5 protein-coding genes are annotated in these 5,184 nt (G+C 33.1%); 1 reads left to right on the top strand and 4 read right to left on the bottom strand.

Annotated features, from left to right (window positions below; all coding sequences use genetic code 11):
• Nucleotides 1–1,116: MobA/MobL family protein (locus C9E89_RS21450; protein ID WP_116746712.1), on the bottom strand; the 1,116-nt coding region annotated here is incomplete at its 3' end.
• A 384-nt stretch (nt 1,117–1,500) separates the two neighbouring features.
• On the opposite strand from C9E89_RS21450, the gene C9E89_RS21445 reads away from it, so the two are divergent.
• Nucleotides 1,501–1,938, top strand: a complete 438-nt coding sequence (locus C9E89_RS21445; RefSeq protein ID WP_107010158.1) for a hypothetical protein — start codon at nt 1,501–1,503, stop codon at nt 1,936–1,938.
• A gap of 63 nt (nt 1,939–2,001) precedes the next feature.
• On the opposite strand, the gene C9E89_RS21440 is transcribed toward C9E89_RS21445, so the two are convergent.
• The 3 genes from C9E89_RS21440 to C9E89_RS23705 all read right to left on the bottom strand — a co-directional run.
• The gene (locus C9E89_RS21440) at nt 2,002–2,985 is read right to left on the bottom strand and encodes a replication initiation protein (RefSeq protein WP_228199097.1); all 984 of its coding nucleotides are present in this window, start codon (nt 2,983–2,985) and stop codon (nt 2,002–2,004) included.
• Between the two features lie 883 nt (nt 2,986–3,868).
• Nucleotides 3,869–4,993, bottom strand: coding sequence for a hypothetical protein (locus C9E89_RS21435; RefSeq protein WP_107010156.1), 1,125 nt, complete (start codon nt 4,991–4,993; stop codon nt 3,869–3,871).
• A gap of 5 nt (nt 4,994–4,998) precedes the next feature.
• Nucleotides 4,999–5,184: hypothetical protein (locus tag C9E89_RS23705; RefSeq protein ID WP_407641434.1), on the bottom strand; the 186-nt coding region annotated here is incomplete at its 5' end.

Below are 5,184 nucleotides of genomic sequence, written 5' to 3'. Positions count from 1 at the left end.
TGGGGTACTTTCCTGATCTGAAAGAACCTGATCAACTAAATTTCCTGCTTTTTCGATTTCTGTTAGTAAGTCTTTCGCTTGCACTAAAGGAGTTTTTTTCTCTAGCTTTAAGCTTTCAAAAAGTTCTTTTTCAGCAAGTTTTTCACCAGACAAAATTTTGTAGGCAAGCTCTTTAGGTAAAGGGACATTAATAAAATTTAAATAATCAGATTCAGATTTTTGCTTAATTTTTTGCTGTTTATTGTATTCGTGAACATCCATTCTTTTACCGTTGGCAACACGATTTTTCACCATCTCGCCCTCGTGAACAGTTGCTGAAATTTGCAAGCCCAAATTTTTATAAGATTTATGCGTATACCGTTCAATACGATTATTTTTTTCCAGTGAATTATTGATACTCACACAAAATTTTTCTCGCATGAATTGCAAAAAATTTTGCTCGATATTCATTAAATCGGGTTTATCTTTTTTGATTTCTGAGCCATATTTTATGGGGTTAAAATCTTTGACTTGGCTACCCAATTTAAAAGTATCGGCATGAGATTTTTTCTTGCGTTTTGCTGTTAAATCTTTTTCTGTCAGTGCTTCAATTTTACAGTATGGAATAACAAAGTGAACATGATTATTTTGAGTTTGTAATTTTAATTCTTCATCATTAACAGGTAAATTATACTTTTCAATTTCAGCTAATTTTGCTTTTTTTCGAATTAAATTGTCTGCTTCATGAACAGCAAAACTTATCGAAGTTCCATAAATTTCAGTAAATTTTTTGCAAAATTCTTCAACTAATTTTACTTGTTCTTCTTTTGAAATTTCAGGCGGTAAAGCAGCAATTGAGCTATAAGCAATAATGTTTGTAGAAGCGTGAGAATTATTTTCAATATGATTATAAAATTGTTCTTCTGATAATTCTGTTTTTATGCCGTGTGGCATAAAAAAACCTGTTTCAATTACGCCTGATTTTTTAGAAAAATTATGCTCTTTTCCTGTCAAAAAATTAGAAAATTTACGAGCATTAATATAGGCAACAGCCCTTAAAATGCTGTGACCATTTGATTTTTTCACGGTTGATATTCTCATAGAATATTGGTTTTTTATTACAATTTTTTCAGACATTTTTGGTACTGCCTTAGCCTTAATTTTGCTTCACTACTTTTAAAACAATACCCTAAAAAAAACCCCGCGCATAGCTGATTTTTTTAAAGATTTTTTGTATTAAAAGCCCCCCTTCCAACCCAGTATTGGAAGGGGGCGCACGACTCAAAATGAATGTGTAGCGAAGCGGAATGTTCATTTTGGGTTAAAGTGCGCTTTTTTCTTCGTCATTCCTACAGTTTCACAGTCTGCGCTTACGCTTGACTGTGAAACTGTGGAATGTCGTGAAAAAAGATTAAAAGCAATTTAGCACTAAATAACTTTATTTTTTTAAACAAAAAATGATCTTGTTTTTTTTATCTTGTAGTGTTTATATAGTTTTTTTTATTTAAGAAATTTTCAAAGATGACTGAGCAAAATGTTGATTTAAATATTTCGGACTATTCTAAAAAAATTGGTGATTTAGTCTCTAAAATTCAAAGTGGAAAATTGAGTAAACAGGAACTAAAAGAGGCTAAAAAATCTTTGCAGGAAATTCAAAAGTTAGTAACTGATAGTATTGAATCATTTAATAATATTTTGCCTGATTTAACTGCTGCAGAAAAAAGAGTTGTAGACACTCAAAAATTTGCTATTGGTGAGGCGGCAATTAATCAAATTTTTGATGAAAGTGAAAATATTTTATCTGAATATGAGCAGAAACAATTTAGCGACTTACTTAACAAAATTTTAAAATCCGCTTCTAAACGTGAGCAAAATAAAATTTTCAAAGGTTCTGATAATTTAAAAGAAGCTCTTTATTTACATAGTGATAATGCACGTAGAGAAAAACTAAATAAATAAGATGTATTTTTTTGAGGACAGCTTTAACAATTTTTTTGTTAAAGCTCCACAAAAAAAATGGCATCAAAGAACAATATCAAAATCAGATAATTTAGTAATCCATCGTTGAGCATCATTATTTTTTAAATCGTCTTTAATTCGATTAATTAGCTCTTCACTATTTTCACCAAACTCTAAAAAACGGGAGAGTAAGTTATTGTCTACAATAGCCCTATAAACATCTATAGATTTGATTTTCAGATTTGGTTTTTCTTGTACTTTTTCTGCCTGATTTTCAGCTTTCACCGTGCATTTTTTTGTAACTGTAAAGCTGACATGACTTGCTTTCCGACCTTCTTTTTTTACAGCTTTAAATTGAACAGACAATTCTGTTTTTAAATTTATCAAGTCAATATGTGGCTTTAAGACAAACTTTTTAAATTCTTTGTAGTCAATATATGATTCTAAATCAATATTTAGCACCTCTTTTAAATCATTTATTGCAATTTCGAAGTTGAAACGGTATTCATTTTGAACTAATAAGGGATACAGTTTCAATCCGTGTCCGTGTAACCCTGAAATTGATTTTATTTGCAGCTTAGTAAAAGGATGTTGTTTGTTAAAAACGTACATAATGTGCAGTGCGTAGTGCGTAAAGCTGACAGTAAAACTACCATTTTTGTAGGCTGTTGAAGTCACAAGCCTTGTTCGCACGTTTCCACGCTCTTCATTATAAAAAATAACACTATGATTATAAAGCGCATCAACAACCCGATCCAAGGCTGCGTAAGCGCCTTTGATATTTAAGCCAGTCAGATCAGAATACTCTTTTGCAGTAATTGAAAAGGATGTTTGTTCCGTCGGCAAACCGTCAGACAAGCGAATTTTGGGGCTGAAAAACATAAGCAATTTAAGTAAGTCATCTTTGGGCGGCTTCTCATGGCGAAGCTGCCAAAACGCATTTTGAAGAACTGCTAGCTGCTCAGGGTACTTTTTTTGTGGTGAAGATAAGGGGAAAAATTCTTTATCTTTTTCAGTGAAGTCGTTGACTAGAATCTTTTTGCTCACAATTTTTATTTTACCAAAGGGGGTGTTGATATTATTTATAACACCCCCTTTAAGTACTAGTCAATGGGGGGTGTGTATATATCTGCAACGCCACCCCCCTTGTCTGCAACGCCACCCCCCTTGTCTGCAACACCACCCCCCTTTTGTCTGCAACACCACCCCCCCTAACCCCCCTTTTGTCTGCAACACCACCCCCCCTAACCCCCCTTTTGTCTGCAACACCACCCCCCCTAACCTCTTAAGACCCTTGTGTAGCAATGGTTTGAAGCAGCCCGTAAAGCTTTTTTAAAGCTTTTAAAAGCTCTTTAAAGCTTTTATAAAGCTTTTAAAAAGATTAAAAATAGAAAAAGTTTTTTTTAAACTGCCCTAGGTACTCGCTAAAGCTCGTACTCTGTTGAAGCTCGTTCCTCGCTTCTTGGGGCAGTTTTTGCTCAAGCTGCCTAGGACTCAAAAAGCAAAAGCATCAATAATGCATTCGCTTTGCTCATGCTTTTTGAAAAGCAAAAGCCTCATTGTGACGCTCGTAGACACTCGCTAATAACTACAGAAAAAAATCAAAAAAGAGCAAAAACGGTTTTCCAGAAAGGCGAGGCGCAACTTTTCATTGTGGCGCTCGTAGACACTCGCTGATAAGCTATTGTTATTATTTAGATATTTTTAATATTGTTGAATTTTTTGTTTTTGTTGAATTTTTTGTTCTATTAAAAGATATTCTAAATATCGAGAAGATATAGCTCTATTTGCTCACCATTTGCGCCACATTTGATTTTTATAGCAGTTTGGTGTGTATATACCTTATTTTGTTTTTCTGCGATTCTGAGCGATTCTGAGCGATTCTGAGCGATTTAAAAAATAAAGCCCTCAAAAGAGGGCTTTATTTTGTTTATTTTGTAAAAATTAGAAGGTTTCGCCCATCATTTTTGACTGTGTATTGCATCGTTGGATTTTTTAAGTAAAAACAGTATTTTAGCTGAGGTGGGTTCTCTTGAAATTGCAGATTTAGCGCTTTTTGGCAAAGCTCCCTGTTTTGCTCTGGCTCAAAACCCATTAGCTGAAATTTTGTCTCTAAATTTTGGAAATTTATAGCTTTTTCAACGGTTGCGTCAGAAACATAGCGCACTAAAAGACCAAAAATCCCTAAAAAGACTAAAACGCCCACGGCTCCAAGCACCCAGCCAAGCTTGCTTTTAACTTCTTCTTTTTTTTCAAGTTGGCGGTAGTAGCTTCGGAAGCTTTCTTCCTGCTCTTGGAAAAGCTCAGCGCTAGCTTGAGCCGTGTCAACAATACGAGAATTAATTTTTCTAATTTCAAACAATTTTTCTTGAGCTTCTTGAAAAATTTCATCCCCTTGTTCTTTAACTTTATTTTTTACAGAATCAAAAGCTTTTTCCGTAAAATTATTTGCAAACTCAGTTGAAGAATTTTCTACAGTAGCATTTAAATTATACAAATATTTTTTTGATAAACTTGAAGAAACATCATCAATAATTTTAGTAGAAATTTTGGTCGAAAAAATATTTGAAATTGTATCAATTTCGCCTTTAATTCTTGAAAATTGCTTAAGTGTATCAGTGGTTATACTATTAATTTCATTATAAAATTCTGTTTTTGACCTATTTAAGTTTTGACTAAGTTCCTTTGAAGTTCTTTCAGCTTTTGAAATTTCAAGTAGCGATTTTTCTAGGCTTAAATTTTGAGTTTGTTGCTGAAAATTTTTAAGTGCTTTCTCAGCAACATCTACATGCTCAATGACTGTTGATAGACGTTCAGAAACACCTTGAATTTTTTCAAAACTTAAGGCAATTTTAGAGTCAAAATTTGATAAAGTTTCAATTAATTTTGGGAAATTAGTTCTAATTGTATCAGTTTTTGAGTCTATAATTTTTAGTTGCTCAAGCAGCTCCATTTTTGCACGACTTGCAGTTACATCTTGCGTTTGAATTGTGTTAACAATTTCTGTTAATAAATCAACAATTTGAACAGTTGGAATAGTTGAATTTTCAGACATTTTTCTCACTCGAAGTCAAAGCCCCTGTTTCTAGGGGGTGGGGTGTAAATTGATTCAGTTTTTTCACTCAAAGTTTCAGGCTGTGGCGTACTAGAAATTTCTTTTAATCGAGATAGTTTTTCGCTCAAAGTTTCAAGCTGTGGCGTACTAGAAATTTCTTTTAATCGAGATAGTTTTTCTTGTAAATCTAG

The sequence above is a fragment of the Acinetobacter sichuanensis genome, from assembly GCF_003024515.2.
In the GTDB taxonomy this organism is placed as follows: domain Bacteria; phylum Pseudomonadota; class Gammaproteobacteria; order Pseudomonadales; family Moraxellaceae; genus Acinetobacter; species Acinetobacter sichuanensis.
This window is presented reverse-complemented; position numbering and strand designations above follow the sequence as displayed.